This window comes from Marinococcus salis (genome assembly GCF_054971365.1).
Map to the genome: position 1 here is coordinate 1 of NZ_JBQOJB010000048.1, position 1,281 is coordinate 1,281.

A 1,281-nucleotide genomic window follows, 5' to 3' on the forward strand; every position below is an offset into this window, starting at 1 on the left:
TGAAGTGACCTAAATAAATGAGACAGATAAAAGCACCTCTCACGTCGTATTCGTAGTAGGATCGACAGATGGAGGTGTTTTTCTTATGGGAGAAAGTAAACGACGGTATCCAGCAGAAGTGAAACGGGAAGTCCTTCGGCTGAAATGGGAGGAAGGATGGAGCAATCGGTCACTCATGGATGCCTTCGGCATTAAAAATGTATCGCAAATCAAGCAATGGGCCAGGTGGGTCCAGAACGGAGAAGAGCATCGTCTTCGCCAGCCGGTTGGCAAGCAGTACACGTACGGCAAAGGCCCGCAAGACAGCGAAATCGACCGGTTGCGGCAGCAGGTGGAGTACTACGAAATGAAGGAGGCATTGCGGGGAAAGTACCAGGAACTCGAAAGGAGGTGGCCCCGGAAGTCTTCCTCGCCTTCGTCGAGCAGCACCGGCAAACGTATACGATAACGTTTCTGTGTCACATTTTTGGGGTGCCCCGGGCCACCTATTACCGTTGGTGCCGGAAGTCGTGGGAGCCCTCCGGGCTCGACCAACTGATCATCGACCTCTGCCGCTCCCTGCAGTTTCGGGTGGGGCACCGGACCATCCGGGGACTGTTGGGAAAAGATCATGGGATTCATGTCCATCGGTGCACCGTCCAGCGCATTATGCAGAAGTACGGCCTCCAGTGCCAAATCAAACCGAAGCGGGCCCGAAAACCCGCCGGTCTCTCCGATATGGTGGTGCCGAATCGGCTGGATCAACAGTTTCAGGCCCAGCAGCCGAATGAAAAATGGGTCACGGATATCACGTACCTGCCGTACGGGCCAACCATGTGGTATTTATCCACCGTGATGGACCTGTACAATAATGAAGTGCTGGCGTATACGATCCGCGATCGGCAGGATACCGCCCTGGTGCTCGACACCCTGGAACGGGCCTGCGCCGGCCGGGAAACCAGCGGTACGATCCTCCACAGCGATCAGGGCTGCCAGTACACCTCTTATGCCTTTCAGGAGGCAGCTCACAAAAAAGGCATTATCACAAGCATGTCGCGCCGAGGCAACTGCTTTGATAATGCCGTCATTGAATCCTTCCATTCCTCGCTAAAGTCGGAAGGATTCCGCACCCCGCGAGGGGTGCCCCTAACGTCTACCATTATACTAGAAAACGTGCAGACGTACATGTATTATTACAATTATCAGCGACCCTTTACGAAATTAGCCTTCCACACGCCGGTGGAATACCGAACGGCAGAAGGCTAGGTGCTTTATCTTGTCTCATATTTCTAGGTCAGTGCA

Annotated in this window: 2 protein-coding genes; both read left to right on the forward strand. The window is 53.9% G+C overall.

Annotated elements, in window-relative coordinates; translation table 11 throughout:
- Nucleotides 1-85 precede the first annotated feature (85 nt).
- Complete coding sequence (locus ACTTK6_RS15770) at nucleotides 86-448, forward strand: helix-turn-helix domain-containing protein (protein ID WP_233133503.1); 363 nt, start codon at nucleotides 86-88, stop codon at nucleotides 446-448.
- Entirely contained in the window at nucleotides 358-1,245 is an 888-nt protein-coding gene (locus ACTTK6_RS15775) for an IS3 family transposase (protein ID WP_462833949.1), read from the forward strand. The genes ACTTK6_RS15770 and ACTTK6_RS15775 overlap by 91 nt, the downstream gene beginning before the upstream one ends.
- Nucleotides 1,246-1,281: the final 36 nt, after the last annotated feature.

What these genes read in the sequence shown, in the direction of transcription:
- ACTTK6_RS15770 (WP_233133503.1), top strand. Translation starts at nt 86, where the DNA reads ATGGGAGAAAGTAAACGACGGTATCCAGCAGAAGTGAAACGGGAAGTC.